14 protein-coding genes are annotated in these 19,713 nt (G+C 61.0%); 9 read left to right on the top strand and 5 right to left on the bottom strand.

The window, feature by feature from the left end:
* Window positions 1-2 precede the first annotated feature (2 nt).
* On the top strand, window positions 3-1,628 hold the full coding sequence (gene mdlC / locus ACFXS9_RS39630) for a benzoylformate decarboxylase (RefSeq protein WP_392698788.1): 1,626 nt from the start codon (window positions 3-5) through the stop codon (window positions 1,626-1,628).
* A 155-nt stretch (window positions 1,629-1,783) separates the two neighbouring features.
* Window positions 1,784-2,206, top strand: a complete 423-nt coding sequence (locus ACFXS9_RS39625; RefSeq protein WP_392698786.1) for a hypothetical protein — start codon at window positions 1,784-1,786, stop codon at window positions 2,204-2,206.
* Window positions 2,207-2,252: 46 nt separating this feature from the next.
* Here ACFXS9_RS39625 and ACFXS9_RS39620 read toward each other — a convergent pair whose 3' ends face one another.
* Window positions 2,253-3,047, bottom strand: a complete 795-nt coding sequence (locus tag ACFXS9_RS39620) for an SDR family oxidoreductase (RefSeq protein ID WP_392698784.1) — start codon at window positions 3,045-3,047, stop codon at window positions 2,253-2,255.
* A 27-nt stretch (window positions 3,048-3,074) separates the two neighbouring features.
* A complete protein-coding gene (locus tag ACFXS9_RS39615; RefSeq protein WP_213289079.1) occupies window positions 3,075-3,773 on the bottom strand; it encodes a hemolysin III family protein in 699 nt (232 codons plus the stop codon).
* A 269-nt stretch (window positions 3,774-4,042) separates the two neighbouring features.
* Between ACFXS9_RS39615 and ACFXS9_RS39610 the strand changes: the two genes are divergently transcribed.
* Together ACFXS9_RS39610 and ACFXS9_RS39605 are read left to right on the top strand one after the other, a co-directional pair.
* Window positions 4,043-5,506, top strand: a complete 1,464-nt coding sequence (locus tag ACFXS9_RS39610) for a YcjX family protein (protein ID WP_392698782.1) — start codon at window positions 4,043-4,045, stop codon at window positions 5,504-5,506.
* Window positions 5,503-6,534, top strand: a complete 1,032-nt coding sequence (locus ACFXS9_RS39605) for a YcjF family protein (protein WP_392698780.1) — start codon at window positions 5,503-5,505, stop codon at window positions 6,532-6,534. The genes ACFXS9_RS39610 and ACFXS9_RS39605 overlap by 4 nt, the downstream gene beginning before the upstream one ends.
* Before the next feature lie 52 nt (window positions 6,535-6,586).
* Here the strand turns inward: ACFXS9_RS39605 and ACFXS9_RS39600 are convergent, their stop codons facing one another.
* The gene (locus ACFXS9_RS39600; RefSeq protein ID WP_392698778.1) at window positions 6,587-6,994 is read right to left on the bottom strand and encodes a hypothetical protein; all 408 of its coding nucleotides are present in this window, start codon (window positions 6,992-6,994) and stop codon (window positions 6,587-6,589) included.
* Between the two features lie 731 nt (window positions 6,995-7,725).
* Between ACFXS9_RS39600 and ACFXS9_RS39595 the strand changes: the two genes are divergently transcribed.
* From ACFXS9_RS39595 to ACFXS9_RS39580, 4 genes are read left to right on the top strand one after another with little or no spacing between them, the layout of a single operon-like run.
* A complete protein-coding gene (locus ACFXS9_RS39595; RefSeq protein ID WP_392698776.1) occupies window positions 7,726-10,866 on the top strand; it encodes an AAA family ATPase in 3,141 nt (1,046 codons plus the stop codon).
* A 50-nt stretch (window positions 10,867-10,916) separates the two neighbouring features.
* Window positions 10,917-11,396: a hypothetical protein gene (locus ACFXS9_RS39590; RefSeq protein WP_392698774.1), complete on the top strand. Its 480-nt coding sequence runs from the start codon at window positions 10,917-10,919 to the stop codon at window positions 11,394-11,396.
* Window positions 11,397-11,399: 3 nt separating this feature from the next.
* Window positions 11,400-12,140 (top strand): methyltransferase domain-containing protein, encoded by a 741-nt coding sequence (locus tag ACFXS9_RS39585; RefSeq protein WP_392698772.1) that lies wholly within the window; start codon window positions 11,400-11,402, stop codon window positions 12,138-12,140.
* Window positions 12,137-13,459, top strand: a complete 1,323-nt coding sequence (locus ACFXS9_RS39580) for a cytochrome P450 (RefSeq protein WP_392698770.1) — start codon at window positions 12,137-12,139, stop codon at window positions 13,457-13,459. The genes ACFXS9_RS39585 and ACFXS9_RS39580 overlap by 4 nt, the downstream gene beginning before the upstream one ends.
* 585 nt (window positions 13,460-14,044) lie before the next feature.
* Here the strand turns inward: ACFXS9_RS39580 and ACFXS9_RS39575 are convergent.
* Window positions 14,045-14,764, bottom strand: coding sequence for a hypothetical protein (locus ACFXS9_RS39575; protein ID WP_392698768.1), 720 nt, complete (start codon window positions 14,762-14,764; stop codon window positions 14,045-14,047).
* 1,109 nt (window positions 14,765-15,873) lie between these two features.
* Window positions 15,874-17,373, bottom strand: coding sequence for a glycosyltransferase family 39 protein (locus ACFXS9_RS39570; RefSeq protein WP_392700261.1), 1,500 nt, complete (start codon window positions 17,371-17,373; stop codon window positions 15,874-15,876).
* A gap of 339 nt (window positions 17,374-17,712) precedes the next feature.
* Between ACFXS9_RS39570 and ACFXS9_RS39565 the strand changes: the two genes are divergently transcribed.
* Complete coding sequence (locus ACFXS9_RS39565) at window positions 17,713-19,443, top strand: adenylate/guanylate cyclase domain-containing protein (protein ID WP_392698766.1); 1,731 nt, start codon at window positions 17,713-17,715, stop codon at window positions 19,441-19,443.
* Window positions 19,444-19,713: the final 270 nt, after the last annotated feature.

The raw sequence follows: 19,713 nt of genomic DNA, 5'->3' as shown, positions 1-19,713 counted from the left end.
ACTTGTCCCGCAAACCAGCCAAACCGACCGCCGCTGCCCTCACCGTCAAGGACGCCACCTTCAGCCTGCTGCGCGCGTTCGGCATCAAGCGCGTGTTCGGCAATCCCGGCTCCACCGAACTGCCCTTCCTCAGCGACTGGCCAGACGACATCGATTACGTGCTCGGCCTGCAGGAGGCTTCCGTCGTCGGCATGGCCGATGGTTATGCGCAGGCGACCCGCAATGCCGGCTTCGTCAATTTGCATTCCGGCGCCGGCGTCGGCAATGCGCTCGGCAATATCTACACCGCCCATCGCAACCAGACGCCGCTCGTCATCACCGCCGGCCAGCAGGCGCGCTCGATCCTGCCGCTGCAGGCTTTCCTCTATGCCGAGCGCGCCTCCGAATTCCCGCGCCCCTATGTCAAATACAGCGTCGAGCCGGCCCGCGCCGAAGATGTGCCGGCCGCGATCGCGCGCGCCTATTACGTCGCGATGCAGCCGCCCTGCGGGCCGACCTTCGTCTCGATCCCGATCGACGACTGGACACGCCCGACCCAGCCGGTCGAGGCCCGCCACGTCAGCCGCGAGCTCGGCCCCGATGCGCAAGCGATGAGAACGCTGGTCGCAGCGCTCGCAGCCAGCAAGCGCCCCGCCCTCGTCGTCGGCCCGGCCGTCGACCGCGCCGGGGCCGTCGATCTCATGGTGAAGATAGCGGAGAAGGCGAAGGCCGCCGTCTGGGTCAGCCCGTTCTCGGCGCGCTGCTCGTTCCCGGAACGCCATCCGCAATTTGCGGGTTTCCTGCACGCCTCGCCGGGACAGCTATCGGACGCGCTGCGCGAGCATGACCTCGTGGTCGTGATCGGCGCGCCGGTGTTCACCTTCCATGTCGAGGGCCACGCCTCGATCTTCGATGGCGCCACCACGATCTTCCAGATCACCGCCGATCCGGATGCCGCCGCGGTAACGCCGGCCGGCGCCAGCATCATCGCGACCATGAAGCCGGCGCTTTCGACGTTGCTCGATCTCTTGCCCGAAACCGCGCGCGCGATGCCGGCGGGCCGCGTGCTGCCGCCGGCGCCAGCGGCGGCCGATCCGCTCCCGGTCGAATTCCTGCTGCATCAGCTCTCGCAAGCCATGCCCGACAATGCAGCACTGGTGGAGGAAGCGCCCTCGCACCGCCCGGCGATGCAAAAGTTCATGCCGATGCGCGGCCAGGACAGTTTTTACACCATGGCAAGCGGCGGCCTCGGCTACAGCCTGCCTGCCGCAGTCGGCATCGCGCTCGGACGCCCCGGCGTCCGTACCGTCTGCCTGATCGGCGACGGCTCGGCGATGTATTCGATCCAGGCGCTGTGGACCGCGGCGCAACGCAGGCTGCCGCTCACCGTCGTGGTCATCAACAACGCCGGCTACGGCGCGATGCGCTCGTTCAGCCAGGTGATGCAGGTGCGCAATGTGCCGGGGCTCGAGCTGCCCGGCATTGATTTTGTGAAACTCGCGGAAGGCATGGGCTGCCACGCCGTGCGGGTGACGAAATCATCCGAACTCGCGGGCGCGCTCAAGCACGGGCTCTCTTGTGACGGCGTCAGCCTGATCGAGGTGATGGTGGATTCGGCGGTGCCGCTGCTCTACGCGCAGAAGGGGTGAGGCGGCGCTGAGTTCCCTCTCCCTGCGGGGGCTCATGAGACCTCATTTGCCTCAAAGGCTCGACAATTCGCCCGCGAGTTCCGTACGCGGCATTACTTGACGTTGCTCTACGTTCGCACGAGAATTCGGCATGGGGCAACCATGGAGTGAATGCCATGAAACAGCCAAGCCTCAGAAAAGCTGCCCTCGCGATCTCCGTCTTTACATGTGCGACCATGCTCTCGTTTGATTGGAGCGAACAAAGGGGCGCTTCGCTATCTATCGAGCGCGCGCAAGCGCAGGTGGGTGATCCATTGACCCCGGAGCCGCGCGTTACCCGGCGGCGGGCTGCGGCCGGCGCGGCTGCCGTGGGCGCCGGTGCTGCTGCAGCCGGAGCGACGGCCGCCTACTACGGCGGCGGCCCCTTTGCCTACTACGGCGGCAATGGTCCCAACGCCTATTACGGCGGTGGCAGTCCCTACGGCTATTACGGCGGCCCGGGCGTATGGAGCCAGGACTACGCGGCGCGCAACGGCATAATCTGCCAGCCCGGAACAATGGTCCGCCTGGACGACGGCTTGATGCACAGGTGTCAGTAGCGACTTAATCGGGAAAGGCGGCCGGACGGCCGCCCTTCTCGCTACGCTATTTCCCGTAAGCTTCCCGCATCTTCGCCTGGATCTTCGCCATCCCTGATATCCAGCGGTCGTAATTCTCGGTCTTCTTGCGCATGTAGCCGAGCACCTGCGGGTGCGGCAGGATCACAAAGGTTTCCTCTTCCAGCCCCTTCAGCACGTCCTGTGCCACCTGCTCCGGCGAGAGATCGCCGTCGCCCGATTGCGGGCCCTTCGGAATCGAGCGCAGCATGTTGGTGTCGACGCCCTGCGGGCACAGGATCGAAACCTTGATGTTGTCGGCCTTGTGCGAGATCGCGAGATTCTCGGCAAAGCCGACGGCGGCATGCTTGGTGGTCGAATAGGCCGGGCTGCCGACCTGCGACAATAGTCCCGCCGCCGAGATCGTGTTGAGGAAATAGCCGCCGCCGCGCGCCTTCATGCGCGGGATCAAATGCCGCGCCGCATAGACATGGGCCATCACATGAACGGCCCAGCTTCGCTGCCACGGTTCGTCGGAGTTTCCGCCGGCATTCACCGACAGTGGATCGAAACCGCCACCGATGCCGGCATTGGAGCAGAACAGCGCAATCGGGCCGAATTGATGCTCGGTCTCCTCGATGACGTGAAGGACGTCCTTCTCTTTTCCGACATCGCATTTGAAGGCCGCCCCACCGATCGGAGTGGCGACGGCTCGCGCGCCATCGGGATCGATATCGGCAACAACGACCTTGGCGGCGCCTTCGCGATGAAAGGCCTCGCACATCGCCTTGCCGATGCCATTGGCGCCACCGGTGACAACCACGACTTTGCCCGTCACCTGCATGGCCGCTCTCTCCCGTTTGTTATGATCCTACGTCAGGACCACCATATCGAGAATAGCCGTATAATGGCAGGCGGCGCCGAGCAACACGAAGCCGTGCCAGATCGCGTTCTGGAAGCGCAACCGCTGCCAGGCATGGAAGATCACCCCAAGGCTATAGAGGACGCCGCCCGCCACCAAAAAGCCCAGCGCCAGCGGCGGCACCGCCTTCACCACGGCGTCGTAAAGCGTGACGCCGCTCCAGCCCAAGGCGAGATAAAGGCCGACCGCCAAACGATCGTATCGCCCCGGCAGCGCCAGCTTCAGCACGACACCGGCAATCGCGATGCACCACACCCCGGTCAGCAGCGCGATCGCGAGATAGCTGTCCCGGAGTTCCACGATGAACGGGGTATAGGTCGCGGCGATCAAGAGATAGATCGCCGAATGATCGAAGCGGCGCAGCACCCATTTGGCGCGCGACACCGGCCAGAGATTATAGACTGCCGACAGTGTCAGCATCGCGAGCAGGCCTGTGACGTAGACCGACACCACGGTAATCTCGAACGCACCGGCGTAGACTGCGGTCAGCACGATCAGGGCGGTGGCGGCGATGAGCCCGAAACAGACGCCGACGATATGCACGACGCCATCGGCGATCAGCTCGGCACGGTCGTAATTCCAATGCATGGCGCCAGCCGCCGCATGGATGGATGTCGAGGCGAATTGTTTCAGTCTGAAGATGGTCATGCAGGTCCACAGTAAGCAGCGAGGGAGCGATTAGGATATGGGTCTTCCAAGGTCAACGAACCGTTCACGCCGCCGGCAAGGCCGTCGTCATGCACTTTCGCGAATGATGCCAGTATCCCGTCGCCGTGGCATTTTCGTGCAGCCGGTAACCGCCGGATATCCCGAGGGGATTCCCTCGCCAGATGATCACAAGCGCTTGATTTCGGCCCGCCAATCGCCACTTCTCCGGTAATTGCACACCAACGCCTCTCTCGAGCTTTCCGCCCCGCATGGTCCCCAGTTTTTCAGATATCGTCGAGGAAGCGCGCCTGTCGGCGCGGGCGCTGCTCGACTACGGCGACAGCTTTTTCAATCCCACCGTGCGGCTCGGCGTCACCGGCCTGTCGCGCGCCGGCAAGACCGTGTTCATCACGGCGCTGATCCACGGCCTGACCCGCGGCGGCCGGTTTCCGGTGTTCGAACCCTACGCCTCGGGGCGGATCGCAGGCGCCCGGCTCGAGCCGCAGCCGGACGACGCGGTGCCGCGCTTCGATTATGAAAACCATGTCCGCACCCTGATCGAGGAACGGCGCTGGCCGAACTCGACCACTGACATCTCTGAATTGCGCCTCGTCATCGATTACCAGCGGCAGAACGGCGCGGACCGCACGCTCACCATCGACATCGTCGATTATCCCGGCGAATGGCTGCTCGACCTGCCGCTGCTCAACAGGAGTTTCGAGCAATGGTCGACCGAGAGTCTTGCGCTGTCGCGCGAAGGCCCGCGCGCAACACTCGCCGCGCCCTGGCACGAGCATCTGAAGACGCTTCAACCCGAGAGCCGCGAGAACGAGCAGGCGACGCTCGCCGCCGCAAGACTTTTCACCGATTATTTGCGCGCCTGCCGCGATGAACGTTTTGCCATGAGCCTGCTGCCGCCCGGACGTTTCCTGATGCCGGGCAACCTCGCAGGATCGCCGGCGCTGACCTTCGCCCCGCTCGACGTGCCGATTGATGGCGCCGCGCCCGACGGTTCGCTGTGGGCGATGATGCGGCGGCGCTATGAAGCCTACAAGGACGTCGTGGTGCGTCCGTTCTTCCGCGATCATTTTGCGCGGCTCGACCGCCAGATCGTGCTGGTCGATGCGCTCGCGGCCTTCAATGCCGGGCCCGAGGCGCTGCACGATCTCGAAGCCGCGCTTGCCGGCATTCTCGATTGCTTCCGGATCGGCCGCAGCACGATCCTGAGCAGCCTGTTTCGTCCGCGGATCGACCGGATTCTGTTTGCCGCCACCAAGGCCGATCACCTGCACCATTCCAGCCACGACCGGCTCGAAGCCGTGCTACGGCGGGCCGCCGCCAAGGCAGCCGACCGCGCCGAATATGCCGGCGCCGCCATCGACGTGGTCGCGCTATCAGCGGTACGCGCCACGCGCGAGGCAATGGTTACGCGCGGCCGGGAGAAGCTGCCGTCGATCCTCGGCACGCCCGCGCCCGGCGAGACCGCCAATGGCGAGGCCTTCGATGGCGAGACCGAAGTGGCGACCTTTCCGGGTGATCTTCCCGCCGATCCCGAAGAGCTGTTCAAGGGCGGCTTTCGCGGCCTTTCCAGCATGCCGTCCGACAGCGCCGATTTCCGCTTCCTGCGCTTCCGGCCGCCGCTGCTGGAGCGCACCGGCAAGGACGAGCCCGCGCTGCCTCACATCCGCCTCGACCGCGCCCTTCAGTTCCTGATCGGAGACCGACTGCAATGAGCGAGAAAACGCCGCATCGGCGGCCGGCGACGTTCAAGCTCGGCGATCCCGGCGTCATCGTGATAGATCCGGAGGAGACCGGCCGCCCCGCCCGCGGCACGGTGCAGATCACGCCGGAGGCGGATCCGGCGTTGCTGCCCGTTCCGCTCGATGCACCGAGGATCCCGGTGCGCCGCGGCTTTCGCTGGGGCGCGTTGTTCTGGTCGGCGATCGGCGGGCTGGTGCTGCTCGGCGCGGGGCTCGGCGTCGTCAATCTGATCGAGGACCTGTTCGCGCGCAGCCAGACATTGGGCTACGTCGCGCTTGTCTTTGCGGTGGCGGCCGGACTGGCGCTGACCGTCGTCATCGCGCGCGAAGCGTTCGGGCTGGCGCGGCTGGCGGCGATCGAAAAGCTGCACCAGCGCGCCACTGAAGTGCTGCGCAGCGACGACCGCGCCGAGAGCCGTGCGGTCGTCAACGAACTGCTCAAGCTCGCGCATCAAAACCCGCAACTCGCGCGCGCCCGCGCCACGCTGGCAGGCCACGCCGACGACATCATCGATGGCGCCGACATGATCAAGCTGGCCGAGCGCGAATTGATGGCGCCGCTGGATGAGGAGGCGCGCCGGCTGGTCTCGACAGCCGCGCAGCGCGTCTCGGTCGTGACCGCGGTAAGCCCGCGCGCGCTGATCGACGTGCTGTTCGTGTTCGTCGCCGCGATGCGCTTGATCCGGCAACTGGCGCGGCTCTATGGCGGCCGTCCCGGCACGCTCGGCATGCTCAGCCTGTTGCGCCAAATCATCGGCCATCTCGCCATCACCGGCGGCATGGCGGTGGGCGACAGCCTCGTGCAGCAGATGCTCGGCCACGGTATCGCGGCAAAACTTTCGCAGCGGCTCGGCGAGGGCGTGCTCAACGGCCTGCTCACCGCAAGGCTGGGACTAGCCGCCATCGACGTGACGCGCCCGCTGCCGTTCACCGCGCTGCCGCGGCCCGCCCTCTCCGATCTCGCGAAGGATCTCTTGAGCAAGCGCGACGAAGAGGCGTAAGCCAATCGCCACGCATCTGCCGTCGGAGGTGGCTTGGTCGCACGTCTTGACGCTATTTCCGTTGCTGCCACTGGATGAATTTCTCAAGTAGAGCGTCGGATTTTTCGGGCGCTTTAGCCGTTCTTGCGGAGGCAGGTTCGGAAGCAGCACGTTCCGGACTATTGCTTTCTTGTGATTGTTGAAACTGCATGAATCCGTGCAGCAGCTCTTGGGAGTCTTTGGGTGTCGTTTGAGCCGGTGTAGCCAATGCGGGAGTGGAAATGGAAACAGCGAGCTCCGAGGGATCGCGCTCTAACTTTGGAACTACCTTAAAAAATACGAGCGCCACGACCACCGCGACACCGATTGCTGCGGCAACTCCACCCGCAATGGCAAACAGCGCGCGTCGTGGACGGTGTTCGTGAGCGAGCTGCAACTCCAGCGGATGCCGGTTGGATTTGGCGAAGGCTTCCTCACGCATCTCATCAAAGCGAGACCGAGAGGAAGCGGGAGGCAAATGGTCCGATCTCGTCTGTTTCGCGTTAGATCGATGGGCCGCTTCACTGCGCACCGCAGGCGGTGCGTAATACAGGGGATCGTCTGGACTATGGGGGCGAAATGTTCGTCCGAACGGATGAAACTCATTTGCACTGCTCCTCACGACGCCAGAATTGCTACTCCGGTTCTTTGGTATGGACGGTATGGACGAGATTGTCGTCGCGAAATTCTAGCGAGTAAGTTGCGTCGAGTCATCTCTGAATCGCTATTGTTCACCCAACTGCCACAAGACGGTTAGGTGAAGGTCCCCATCGGATCTCTGAGTCCCTTTCCGCGCCCATGCCGGCATAACCGCTCCGGTTTTGTGAAGGGGTTTCGGATGCCGGCCGCTTGAGGGCCCTAGTCGCGCCTTGCTGGTATTCCTGTTGACGTTCGCTTCAGCGGGCAAGAGCGGACATGTCCTCCAAACAAGGAATCGAGATATCCGCGTTCACAGCCCTCATTTTAAGCAGTTCGACCCTGGCCGCAAAAGGATACTCCGCGCGATCCGGCCCGCCGACTTCAACGGTTAAGGTGGTCCCGTCAAGGTGACGGGCTTCGATCGGATTGGGGTCCCGCTTCCGTCGGATATTTCGATAGCTTGCGAGGCGTGATAGCGTCTCGGAGGGAGAGCATCGGCCAGTTCGTCAAGGGCTCAACCAGAGCGAGATTGAAATGCAATGCCGCAACTGCGGGCAAGAAAACGCTCCGCGCAACAAGTTCTGCTTCAACTGTGGGGTTCAGTTGGATGTCTCAACGCTCATGGAGCTACAGCGTGAGCGCAAGCAAGCTACAGCGTTGTTTGCCGACATTGTGGGCTCGACAGAACTTATAGCAAATCTCGATGCGGAATCAGCAGGGCGGCGCCTCCAGCCTGCGGTTGAAGCCATGATGCAGGCCGTGGGACGCTTCGGGGGAACCATCCTCCATACACTCGGCGATGGACTGGACGCTATCTTTGGTGCGCCCCGCGCTCAAGACGGACACGCTCTCCTTGCTTGCCAAGCGGCTTTGGCGATGCAGGAAGCGGTGGCCGCACTGCCACTTTCAACTGAGATCAGGATAGGAATTCACTCCGGAGAAGTAGTTGCCTCGCCAAGGGGGGACGTCTTCGGCCACGAGGCACAAGGCCTAGTTTTGCATATTGCCAGCCGGTTAGAACGCGAAGCGGAGCCTGGCGGAATCTTGTTAAGTATGGAATGCAAAGACCTGGTTAGTAATTATTGCGAGACCCGTCCGGCTGGCGTTCGCACGCTAAGGGGTGTTCCGGAGCCTATAACGGTATTTCGTCTGATTGGATTGAAGCCCGGCGTTGTTAGCGACAGATTCCGTACGGTCGGCCTATCACCATTTCGGGGACGACAAGTTGAATTGGAATTTCTCAAACAGGCTGTACTTGATGCTGAGAATAACGCTGGACGCGTCATTGGAATAGTCGCGCACGCCGGCATGGGAAAAAGCCGATTATGTTATGAGTTCGGCGAGTGGTGCCGCCAACGCAACGTCAAGGTCTTGGAGGGGCGCGCGCAAGTATTTGGGAAGTCGCAATCTATGCCGCTGCTCGCGGTATTGGAATTGCTGCGCGCATTCTTCCGCGTCACGACGACGCTTGATCCAAAGATAGCGCGCACAAAAATTCAAGAACGTCTCTTGGCTCTCGATGCGACCTTCGTCGACGACCTTCCATACTTGCTGAATCTCCTTGGACTTCCGGCGCCGGAACTGGCTACTGAGCGCGCCGACCCGAAGGCATGGAATGTACGGCTGCGCAACCTTGTGAAGCGGATGGTAGTGGCAGCAGGGCGTCGAACCTCAGTTATCATCTTCGAGGACTTGCACTGGCTCGACGATCTTAGCCAAGACTTCCTGACTGCTATTGCTGAGGCCGTCGAAGGCACGAAGATCGTGATGGTCGTAAACTATCGGCCGACGTGGTCCCCTCCATGGTCGATAGAGCATTTCACCGAACTTGCGCTTACCGAACTGGACGGCGGCGATATTCAACAGTTGGTCCGAGATCTGATCGGGGACGCCCCCGACCTGGTCAACATCGTTACAGACGTCGCGCAGCAAAGCGACGGCAATCCATTTTTTGCGGAGGAATTGGTTCGAGCTTTAGCACAAAGCGGTGCCCTGCTTGGCGAACGTGGCGGATACCGGATCGTATCGTCCGACTGGCTGACTCCTACGCTGCCAGCAACCATAGAAGCTGTGATTGGCGCGCGCATTGACCTGCTCCCTGCGTTTGAGAAAGCGGCGCTACAAATTGGCGCTGTCATCGGCAAGGAATTTCCGTTGGCGATAGCAATGGAGGTTTCTGGCATTCCAGAGCAAGAGATCAAGAAGCTGCTTTCACGTCTTTGCGACTTGGATCTCATAACCGCCAGCAGCAGCGTCGACAAACCGGGATACTCGTTTCGGCATCCTTTGATCCAGGAAGTAGCGTATGCAATGCAGCTTCGGTCTCGCAGAGCTCAGCTACACTCCTCGGTAGCGAGTGCGATCGAGAGAACTCCGTGGGGGGCCGCAGACGAGTCCGCCAATTTGCTTGCGTATCATTGCGAGGCGGCCGGGCGAGTGCTGGAAGCTGCAATGCATTTGCGCCGCGCCGCTCTCTGGGTCGGCAGGACAAATTCGTCGCAGGCTCTTGCCGAGTGGAAGAAGGTGCGTTGGCTGCTGCGGGATCAGCCTAGAGATCCGGCGGTCGACCAGCTTCGAGCTCTTGCCAACGGTCGGGTGTTGGGATTTGCTTGGAGCGAGGGTTTGTCGGCTGACGATGTAAACCCTTATGCCGAAGAGGCCTTGCAATATGCGCGCGAAGCTGGGGATCGAAAGCACGAAGCGCTGCTTCTAGGAGCGTACGGCCGTGTATTTGCAGCTTCCGGCGCAGCCGACGACTATATCGGCCTGGCGCGGCAGGGAGTGGCAGCGGCTGCAGCAAGTGGGGATCGAGATGTGTTTGTTGCCTGCAATGCACAGCTTTGCCAAGCCTACCTGCTCGCCGGCTACCTTCGCGAAAGTCTCGTTGCCAACGATACTGCAGTAGCTGCGGATGATGAGCGGAGCGGCGCGGAGAGCGGCGTTGTTCTCGGTCTAAACGCAAGTCAGATCTTCGGCTTTGATGTTGGGCAGTGGCTGCGCTGCCTGCGCACGCGAACGTTAGTCCTCATTGGTCAATTCGAGGCGGCCGAGGCGTGTCTAGCAACAGCTCTTCAGGCTGACCGGTCAAAGGCTATCCCGGTCGTTCAGTATCATGCACATCTTGCCGCGGTCGAGATGGCATTCCATCGCGGGAATAACTCGATAGCAAGGTTGCACGCGAAGGAGGTTGAGGGCTACGCCTCGCAATCCGGAATGACCTACCTTTTCACCGCAAGCCGTCTCTGCCGGGCTCTCGCGAGTTCTACCGAGGGCGATTTCGCGTCGGCTTCCAGCGACTTGTATGAAGCATTAACAACTGCGAGAAAATCGAAAACCGGCCTTGAGATCGAGGCACGGCTCCTAGCATATTTGGCGCACGTGCTTGATCTCGCGGGCGAGAAGACGCGCGCGGCGCAGGTTGTAAGTGAAGCTATCGACGTAGCACGGAGGCGAACCGATCGGATTGCCGAACTCCACGCGCACATCGTCGCGGCCGACCTTGCGTTGGCTGGAGGTGCGATCAACCCCGAGTTGCGCGAAGAGCACCTGGAGAAAGCGAAAGCCTTGCTGGACGTCACAGGCGCCGAAATTTTCGCCCCGAGCCTGCATGATCTTAGCCGTGGCCAGGAAAAAATCGCAAACCAGTTCGTTCAGAATCTGGTTCGTTCAGATTGAGATCAAAGGTATATTCGCCAGAAATTAGAACCAGAAAGGAAGATTGAAAAATGGGAATAGCGATAAGCGATTTTTCTACAGCCGACATACTTTTTCAACTCAACACCAGATTCGGTCCTGACCACCCGCTTAAAGAAATGGTCGCCATCCAGAAGGATTTTAGAGTATTTTCGAGCAAATACTCTCTCAAGCAAGCTTTCCGAGTCCTGCATATCGTTCCGGCGGATTTCCAGGAGCGACGGCGGTGGTTCGTCTTCCTAGAACTCCTGAAAAAGTACGCTTCGGATCAGAAGGGTGTGAATGGCCACGATCGCATTCGAAGTGCCTATCAAGATAATCTCGATAGTAAGAAACCTCTTCCCGTTTACACAACCACTCATTTGATGAGTAAGGACCGCCGTGTGAAGGTAACGCATGGACAACCCATAATTTACGAAGAGCAGTCGTATTTGGTCATATCGATCCCGACTCTGGCCAAAGAGAAAGGGCAGGCAACCCGCGCCGCAAAGAAGCGACGAAAAAGGAAGTAAGGCTTGAGACAAGCTAAGCGGCGTTCTAACTCTGCGAATCTCCTGACCGGTGCCGAAATAGACTTCGTTTGCGCCCAAGTCAGGGATTACTACGCCGCCAAACTTGCTAGCTACGGTGCCACCCCTCGTGGGGTGGATTGGTCGTGCACTACGACGCAACGGCTACGCTTTGCTCAGCTTCTGCGGATTTGTCCGACCAATGCACCATTTTCGCTGATCGACCTAGGCTGCGGTTACGGCGCGCTGGCAACGTTTCTCGTTAAACACTGGAGCGCTGCCAGAATTGAGTACTTGGGAATTGATCTGTCGTCCGAGATGGTGCGCCGCGGCCGACGTCGTCATCCAGACGATTGCAGAGTACGTTTTGTCGTTGGGCGGAACGTATTGGAACCCTCTGACTACGTGGTAGCCAGCGGTATTATGAATGTGATGGTTGGGTTTTCTCTGCTCACCTGGGAAAGATTCGTGAGCACTATGTTGCTTGATATGCATCGAATGAGCAAAGTTGGTTTCGCCGTCAATTTCTTGAAAAAGCCAGGCCAGAAGTCTCAACCAGGCCCGCTCTACTGCACTACTCCCGGGAAATGGGCGCGATTCTGCGAACAAGAACTTGGTCGGTCGATCGAGATAGTGGACGACTACGGGCTGCGGGAATTTACTCTCCTTGCCCGCACCGCGAACGCAATTTCGGACGCGACAGGTAGAATGTCTCGTTGTGGGAAGCAGGCAGGGACCAACAAATGAGGCAGCGTACGGTGCGCATGACAGATCGCAACGCGAGAGCGCCTCAGAACGGCAAGTCGCTTTCTCCTTCTCGTCGTATGGACCGGGTACACGAAGCAGCGCTCTTCGCTATATCACCTGATGGCCAAATGGACGAAGCCGGCTTGCAGGCTGCGTTTACTCTTCTGCGGTCGGAAGCGCCGGTTTATTGGGTCGAATGTCCGGGTATGCGACCTTTTTGGCTTGTATCTCGACATGCCGACATAATGGCGGTCGAGGCAAGAGGGGCGCCTTTCATCGCGGCACCTCGGTCCGTGCTGTCCAGCGAGGCAGGTGAGGCCAGCATACGGCAGATCTCCGGAAAGCCGGAGGTGCTGCGTAGTCTCTTTCAAATGGACAAACTTGAACATCGCGCCTATCGCGAGATCGCGCAAGCTTGGTTTTCCAAGCCTGGGGTTGGAAGCCTCGAAGCGCTAGCTACGCATCTTGCTCGTCAGTTTGTGCGCCGCATACCAAGAAACGGCGAAGCCTTCGACTTCGCACGCGAGGTCGCGGTACCATTCCCCTTACGGCTCATGATGCACATCCTCGGTCTTCCAGAGGCGGATGACCCCTTGATCCTAAAGTTGGCCAGGGGCTTGACGGGAGCGGAAGATCCGGGCCGTGCCCTATCCGATCGCCCGGCTGAATCCATCCGATTGGCAGGTATCGGATTTCGTGAATATTTCAACAAGGTCACCGCCGACCGCCGCTTGCATCCAAGGGCGGACCTCAGCAGCGTGATCGCTAACGCCTGCGTTTTCGGGAAACCAATCGCGGACTATGAGCGCCTCTCGTATTTCATTCAACTTGCCATCGCAGGCCAGGAAAATACCGCTTACAGCATAGCGGGAGGACTGGAGGCGATGCTTACTCACCCCGATCAAATGACTAAATTGGTGCGCGATCCGACGCTCCTCGAAACAGCAGTCGAAGAAATATTGCGCTGGACCTCTCCAGGTCGACATCTGGTACGAACTGCGACCACCGATACGAAAGTCGGCGGCCAGCGCATACGAGCCGGTGAGGCTGTAGCTTTGCTCTTCGCATCTGCAAACCACGATGAGACAGTGTTTGACTCGGCGCACAAGTTCGAAGTGGATCGACAGCCGAATCCACATCTCGCATTTGGGTCGGGACCGCATTTTTGTCTCGGGGTGCATCTCGCCAGACTTGAGCTCAGGGCCTTGTTTGAAGCATTGATGCAGGAGTTACCGCGTATTTCATCGGCCGGCGCGCCGATTCGAGCGAGATCCGCAGTAATCAGTGGCATCTCATCGCTGCCGGTGCGATGGGCTTGAAGGTCATGTAACTGATCGCCGCTTGCGACCCGGAGCGGACTTCGAGATCTCAATGCTGAGCAGGTGCAAGCCGCGCTCGACACCGCGACCGCCTGATTAGGCCTAGTATCCGCCCGGCGGGGTGATACCTGGGAAGAGCCTGCCCGGACCTCGAACCGTGCGCGCGGCGGATTGTACGCGCCAGCTTGTCCAAAGCTTCTCGTCCGAAGTGCAGTACAAGAGATACTCGCCGGGGTTTCGCGACGATTCGCGTCCCGCGGCCTGACTGCAGGCAGAGATTTTCTTTAGTGCGAGAACATCCCGGATCTCTTGCGTAACCTCTAGCCAAGGACCGGGAAATTCCTCCGATACCAACAGCGGACGAGCATCGGCCGTGCTAAGCAAACACGTCAGACCCAAAAGCGCTAAGCTGCAATGACAAGCCGCTCTGAGTGGCTTACGCAGAAATGATTCCATGATCGCTACTCCTTTTCCCATGTCGGCTGGCGCTCGGTCGCACACTTTGGCATTTGACGCCTCGAGTTAGAAACTATTCGCTCGGACGCGTTCGGTTTCAGGAACTGAGTGGTGGCGAGCGCTGCGGCCTCATTGATTCCCATGGACCGCCTTCGCCAACGCAGCTTCATTGGACCGCACGAACAAGAAGCGGGACGCCACAGGTATTTCTGCGTCGGCGCTACCATCTCGGCCGATGAGGATTAATCCCGCTCCGCCATTAGCCACGGTTAGAATGACAGGTTCGCCCGTCCACGTTTTGATCGGCTCCATTCCGATGACAAACTCCCCCATCGGCTGATCAAAATATTGGAGCCTTAGTTGCGGAGCGATCTCTGCCGCCGCAAGTCCGAAACCTAATTGCTGAGCGCGCGCATAAATGTCTGCCAGCGGTGCAGTATCGGTCTGAAAGCCGAGTTCGGCCGCCGACACCGCAAAAAGCTCCACGTTTGTTTTCGTAGTGCTGACGGTAAAGGCCGGTCGAGCGAGAATTTCCCCAGCCAAGTCTCCGATGCCACAGCCTGCTGCATCCAATGCGTTAAGGAGGGCAAACGAATTTGCAAACGTCCCTATTGTGATAGTTTTCCACACAGGAACGGCGAAGGCGGATTTGACTAGAACTGGCGGAGTTTTAGCTGAGGGAGCTGGCTTGAGCGTCAAGCGGTTCTGCAGGACGTCTCGCGCCGTACATCGAGCACTGGCTTCGCTCGCGAAGAGGACGATGCACGCGGTGCAAAGCATAGCAATAATGAGGATACCGCCACTTTGTGTGGTGTGGTAACCGCTTTCCTTGCCAGCAGTTCGGTCCATAGCGACCTACTTGCGCATGCTATTATGCGCGGCAATGCAATCTAGCAATTCCTTCAGTATCGTCCGCGCGAAGTGGTTCGCAGCGGGGCAAGCTTGTTATGCAAAAGCGAAGCGTTTGGGTCTCACCGCAATCTGAGTTCTCGAACGACTATGTTGAGAACAGCGCGCTGCGGAACCGACGCGATATCGGATCAAAGAATACTGCAGTGACGCTTTGCGGTATGTGAACTAGTTTACAGCCGCTCAAAACGTTTCCTTGCCGGTAGGTCGCCTGTTGGCCCACCTTCATCGTCGTCCCTGCGAAAGCAGGGTCCCGTAGCCACAGGGTTGCGTGGTTGGCGAAGGCCGTCTACTCGCGCGCGAAATAATTTACGCCGCGGCGGATGGGTCCCGGGTCGCGCTCGCGTTGCTCGCTTGCCCAGGACGACGAACCGATTTGCCGCGCACGCAAGCGCAATTTCGTGCGGCGGCCTACGACACAATGGCACGACGGGCAAATCACTTCTGATTTTCAGAAATCGCGTCAAGCCCGGGAATCAGAAATATTCCGCTTCACGCGAGAGGCAAATCAGTCACATATTCCGCCCGTCTCACGGCAAATGAGGGGCGCTCGCGATCGTCACGAACGTGCGGTGAGATGCGGTGGACGCGGAATGCGCAGGAAGCGTACGGCGAAGTCGTGTGGTTCGGGCGCCGCGGTGCTGGCGTTAAGTTTCACGGGCTGTCTCGTGGAGCGACGGAGGCAAAAGAGCCGTTCTCCGGGAAGAGCACGAAGTAAGCCGTAAAGCCATTGCGCAGGGAAGGCCGGAGTGTTTCCGCTGTACCTGTATGCTCGTGTGCGCTTTTGCTTTGCGCACTTGCACACGAGACCGCGGGTGCAGCCAGCACCCGGTCTTCCCTGCGCCCTCTACTTGGTGAGGAGGGCAAAAGAAGATGCAAACCTCGGGCGATCAGCGTCGCGAGAAGGCGAGGCTATGTCCACCCGTCATTGCGAGCGCAGCGAAGCAATCCATAGCGCAGCACGCCGAGACATGGATTGCTTCGCTTCGCTCGCAATGACGTGGAAAAGTCCCGGCGCAGTCGGTCCGCCGCCTTCGCGGAAGACGACTTCACGAAAGGCGAGCATCATGCCCCCAATCCCCCGCCAGCACGCGCCAGCGGAACAGCGGCGAATCCGGCGGTGGGGAAAGTTCGGGCGTCCAGCTGGTGAGTTTTTCCAGCGCATAGGTATCCATCACCATCCCACGCCAGACGCGCTCGACCCGCTCCAGCGGCTGCCGCTTCGCGGTGGTGAGATCCCACAGCGGCAGGCGGTGGTCCGGCTCGCGGGCGACGTAGAGGCCGGGATGATCCTTGATCAGGTTCATGCCGGGATCGCGAAAGCCCTGAAACCGTCCACGCTCGTTGATCTGGATGACTGGAACCTGCCCTTTGAAATGCCAGCGCAGCATTGCGTAGGTGCGATAATCCGACGTGGCGATCCAGCTCGCACCGGTTTTCTGCAACTGGTCCCGCGCGCGCGCCGCGACCTGCTCATAGCCGGCCTCGCCACCGATCGGATCGGTCCTGCCGATAAAATTCCAGGGCGCCGCAACGTAATAGAAGAACACGCCGACCACGAAGGCGATGCCGGAGATCACGGCCACCCTCGCCCACCGGAACGTCGATTGGACCATCCATTCCGAAAAACCCTCGCGCGGCAGCATGACGAGGTTGATGGCGGTCGCGGCAAAGCCGGCGGGCCACAGGAACATCGGCCAGGTGTCGCCGACGCGGAGCGTCAGCGACTTCCAGAGGAAATAGAGGAAAGGCACCAGCACGGCGGTCGACAGCAGGATCGCGACCGGCTCGCGCGTGCGGTAACCGCGCCAGGCCGTCAGCGTGACGCCGGACAGCACCACCGGCAGCAACACGAAGCCGACGAGACCGAACTGCAGGCCGATGAATTCGCCGACGGTGCGGAGCGACAATTGATGGGTCGCGACCGCGCGCACGAACTGGAAACGGAACGAGGCCCAATCGTGCTGCGCATTCCAGATCAGCACCGGCGAAAACACGATCGCTGCGATCAGCGCTGCCCGCCATGGATACTGGCTGAGCAGCCAGCGGCGGCGCCAGTCCGGCACCAGCACGAACGCCACAACCGCCGGCAGCAGCATGATCGCGGTGAATTTCGACAGCAGCGCCAACCCTGCGAACAGACCCGCGGCAAGCCACCAGCGCGGATTGCCGCTCTCGTTGAGCCGCACCAGCGCCCACAGCATCGCGACCGCAAACGGGATCATCGCGGTGTCGGGCGAGACCTTCGCCATCAACAGCCCGTAATACAGCGCCGCTTCCGGCAGCAGCAGGGCGAAGATCACGGCGCGAACATCACGCGTCACGCGCCGGACGATGTCGGCGAGCAGGAGCTGCGTGACCAGCATCGCGACGATGCCACCGAACCGCACACCGACATTGGTGTCGCCGAAGATCGCGGTGCCGAACCGGATCAGCCAGGCGATGCCGGGCGGATGATCGAGAAAAGCGAGCGCGCTCTCCTTCGACCAGGTCCAGTAATAGGCCTCGTCGGTGCGCAGATCGAGCACACCAGCATAGACCAGCCGCATCGCCGTCAACGCGGCGATCAGCAACGCCACGGCAAGCCATCGCGGCGTGGAGGGACGGTCCGGTTTGGCTTGGCTGTTATTGGGCGGGGCTATGGTCACGGCGCGCTTTTCCTCGACTGTGCCAAGAGTGTCAACGAGCCGCGGCGGAAAAAAGTTGATCGTCGTCCCTGCGAACGCAGGGACCCATAACCACCGATCATGATAAGGAAAACCGCATGGGCCACAGCGTCACTGAGAGGCCGCGGAGTATGAGTCCCTGCGTTCGCAGGGACGACGGCGGGTGGTATTCTCCGTGTGATTTAATTGCTACCATTGCCCAATATTGACCCTATGGATCGCATGGCCGCCCTCTCCCGAGACCAGATCACGACCTTCCTACGCGGCATCAGCCTGCGGCAGGTCCGCCTTGCCACCGGCGTGATCCTGTTCGCTTATCTGGTCAGCCATTTCCTCAACCATGCGCTCGGCAACATCTCGCTCGAGGCGCTGGCGACCGGCGTCTATCTCCACATGTCGTTCTGGCAGTTCCTGCCGGTCACGCTCCTGTTCTACACGGCATGCCTGGTGCACACCGCGCTCGGAATCTGGGCGCTGTATGAACGCCGGCAATTCCGCTGGAAGGCGATCGAACCGTTGCAGCTTGCGCTCGGCCTCAGCGTGCCGATGCTGATCATCGCCCATATCGTTGGCGTCCGGCTGGGCCAGACGCTTTATGGCCATGAAAAACTCTATCCGCAGGTGCTGTTCCTGTATTGGATCTGGGCGCCGTGGCGGATCTGGATGATGCTCGCGGTCATGACCATCGCCTGGGTCCATGGCTGCATCGGGCTGTATCTGTGGCTGCGGATGCGGGCGTTCTACAAGCGCGCCGCGCCGTTCCTGCTCGCCGCGGCGGTACTTATTCCGACGCTTTCCATGCTCGGCTTCTATCAGAGCGGGCGCATGGTGATTGACAATGACAGCGTCGAATGGCGGGCGGAAACCCAGTCGGAGCGCCAACTCGGCACGCGGGCCGAGGCGCAGGCGCTCGATCGCATCACCGACTATTTCCTGTTCGGCTATTTCGGCCTGATCGGCATCGCGCTGGTGGCGAGAGGCGTGCGCGCCATCAACGAGCGCCGCCGCGGCATGATCAGCCTGTCCTACGGCAACGGCCGAACGGTGCGCGTTCCCAAGGGCCTTAGCGTGCTCGAGGCGAGCCTGCGCAACAACGTGCCGCATGCCAGCGTCTGCGGCGGCCGCGCCCGCTGCTCGACCTGCCGCATCCGCATCATCGGCGACTGCTCTGCGCTGCCAGAGCCGTCGCAGCGCGAGGCGTTCGTGCTTGGCCGGGTCGGCACGTCGGATCCATCCATCCGCCTCGCCTGTCAGTTGCGGCCGCCATCCGATCTCTCATTCTTTCAACTCTTCCTGCCGCACACCTCCGCCGACGGTCACGAGTCGCACCCGACGCGGATTGGTCAGGAGCGCTATCTCGTCAGCCTGTTCGTGGACATGCGCGGCTCGACCAAGCTTGCGGAAAAGCGCCTGCCGTTCGACACCGTCTTCATCGTCAACCGGTTCCTCGGAGCGGTGTCGCAGGCGGTGCTCGCGAGCGGCGGCATGCCGAACCAGTTCGTCGGCGACGGCATGCTGGCGCTGTTCGGACTTTCGACCAGCCGGCAGGAAGCCTGCCGCCAGGCGTTGCACGCGGCGGCGATGATCGCCGCCAACATCGACGAATTGAATAAATTTCTCGAACATGATTTGCGCGAACCGATCCGCTTCGGCATCGGCATCAACGGCGGCGAAGTGATCGTCGGTGATATCGGCTACCGCGATCACATGGTGTTCACCGCGCTCGGCGACGCCGTCAACGTCGCGGCGCGCCTGCAGGACATGACCAAGAGCCTTGCATGCGAAGTCGTCATCTCGGACGAAGTTCGCGCTACCGCTGGCCTCGCCGCCGATGCATTGCCGCAGCATGAAGTCGAGATCCGCGGACGCAACGAGCCGATGATCGTACGCAGCGTGACAGATGCGCGGATGCTGCCGGCGCTGGCTAACGAAGAGCAAAGCGCCGCCGCGTGAAATCGCGCCGGCAATGGTCGTTCGAGGCGCATGAATAATCGTTCAGAAAACTGTCGGCGAACGCGGCGCCGCCATGCCCAAGCGCGGCGCGGCCATCCCGAAGGCTCGCCGCCGCCACCCTCCAGGCGGAAGAATGGCGTCAACGCAGCGGATCGATCCACTCGCCAAAAATCAGAATTGCCGGCCGCCCGGCCGGGTCAAATGAGCGAAAAACCGGCAAAACGGCGGGAATCGGCTGGGAATGGGGGCATTTTTGCCGAAACGGCCGGT

This window comes from Bradyrhizobium sp. RDI18 (genome assembly GCF_043203335.1).
Classification (GTDB): Bacteria; Pseudomonadota; Alphaproteobacteria; order Rhizobiales; family Xanthobacteraceae; genus Bradyrhizobium; species Bradyrhizobium retamae.
Note: the sequence above shows the minus strand (reverse complement) of the source record. Positions and strands in the feature narration are given on the sequence as shown.

Bases quoted from the DNA above. Each gene is read 5' to 3' on its own strand.
- ACFXS9_RS39625 (WP_392698786.1), top strand. From the start codon at position 1,784: ATGAAACAGCCAAGCCTCAGAAAAGCTGCCCTCGCGATCTCCGTCTTT.
- ACFXS9_RS39620 (WP_392698784.1), bottom strand. From the start codon at position 3,047: ATGCAGGTGACGGGCAAAGTCGTGGTTGTCACCGGTGGCGCCAATGGC.
- ACFXS9_RS39615 (WP_213289079.1), bottom strand. From the start codon at position 3,773: ATGACCATCTTCAGACTGAAACAATTCGCCTCGACATCCATCCATGCG.
- ACFXS9_RS39610 (WP_392698782.1), top strand. From the start codon at position 4,043: ATGGTCCCCAGTTTTTCAGATATCGTCGAGGAAGCGCGCCTGTCGGCG.
- ACFXS9_RS39605 (WP_392698780.1), top strand. From the start codon at position 5,503: ATGAGCGAGAAAACGCCGCATCGGCGGCCGGCGACGTTCAAGCTCGGC.
- ACFXS9_RS39600 (WP_392698778.1), bottom strand. From the start codon at position 6,994: ATGCGTGAGGAAGCCTTCGCCAAATCCAACCGGCATCCGCTGGAGTTG.
- ACFXS9_RS39595 (WP_392698776.1), top strand. From the start codon at position 7,726: ATGCAATGCCGCAACTGCGGGCAAGAAAACGCTCCGCGCAACAAGTTC.
- ACFXS9_RS39590 (WP_392698774.1), top strand. From the start codon at position 10,917: ATGGGAATAGCGATAAGCGATTTTTCTACAGCCGACATACTTTTTCAA.
- ACFXS9_RS39580 (WP_392698770.1), top strand. From the start codon at position 12,137: ATGAGGCAGCGTACGGTGCGCATGACAGATCGCAACGCGAGAGCGCCT.
- ACFXS9_RS39575 (WP_392698768.1), bottom strand. From the start codon at position 14,764: ATGGACCGAACTGCTGGCAAGGAAAGCGGTTACCACACCACACAAAGT.
- ACFXS9_RS39570 (WP_392700261.1), bottom strand. From the start codon at position 17,373: ATGCGGCTGGTCTATGCTGGTGTGCTCGATCTGCGCACCGACGAGGCC.
- ACFXS9_RS39565 (WP_392698766.1), top strand. From the start codon at position 17,713: ATGGCCGCCCTCTCCCGAGACCAGATCACGACCTTCCTACGCGGCATC.